The 812-nt window shown below is 70.6% G+C and carries 1 protein-coding gene; it reads left to right on the plus strand.

Annotated elements, in window-relative coordinates; genetic code table 11:
- The first annotated feature begins 274 nt into the window (after positions 1-274).
- Positions 275-709 carry an STAS domain-containing protein gene (locus ABFX50_RS50795; RefSeq protein WP_270124820.1) on the plus strand — a complete coding sequence of 145 codons (435 nt, stop codon included), beginning with the start codon at positions 275-277 and terminating at the stop codon, positions 707-709.
- Positions 710-812: the final 103 nt, after the last annotated feature.

Here is an 812-nt window from a genome sequence, read left to right on the forward strand (position 1 = left end):
GGCTCGACCAGGTCCGCGACGCGCTCGTCGCCTGGCAGGAAGGCCGCGACGCCGACCCGGAGATCGACCGCATCCTGGGCCTGCTCGAGCCGGGGCAGGCGTAGCGGCACGCTGAAGAGGTTCGACCGCCGATTGGGCCCCCAGTTCAAACCCTGACGCACAGGTGTGACAGCGCCGAGCCGCTGCGTGTTCGAAAGGCAAGCGCGACAAGGTTTCGCGTTCTATCCGCCGCGGGGGCTCCTGCTTTCGGGGGAAACCGGTTAGGGTTGGTCGCGTGGTGCACCAAAAGCTCGACATCTCGGTATACCGCGAGGCGAACGAGACGATCGTGGTGCTGACCGGCGAAATCGACCTGCACACCGCGCCTCGGCTCTCCGCGGCCGTTGACGCCGCCCTCGTGGAGGACCCCGTACGCGTCGTCCTCGACATGCGGGGCGTGACCTTCTGCGACTCGCGCGGACTGGGCACGCTCGTCATCCTCGCGCGCGCGGCCGCCCGTTCCCGGGCCGTGCTCGTCCTCGCGAACCTCGGCGACTTCCTGAAGCGGCTCCTCGCCGTCTCGGGCATCGGCGAGCACTTCGTCATCCGCGAACCCGACCCCGAACCCGCCGACGGCCCCACGCTGGGCCTCAGTGACGTCGAGGAGACCGGCACGGACAGCGGCCAGACCCTCGGGAGGCCCGACCCCGCCCAGGAGCCCCCGCGATGAGCCTCTCGACCACGACGCTGGCGATCCTCGGCGCCGCAGCGATCCTCGCGCTGGGCGGCATCGTCCTCGCCTGGATCGGCCTGGCCCGCAAGGCCAGAGGCAT

Source organism: Nonomuraea recticatena (assembly GCF_039533245.1).
Taxonomy (GTDB): Bacteria; Actinomycetota; Actinomycetes; order Streptosporangiales; family Streptosporangiaceae; genus Nonomuraea; species Nonomuraea roseola.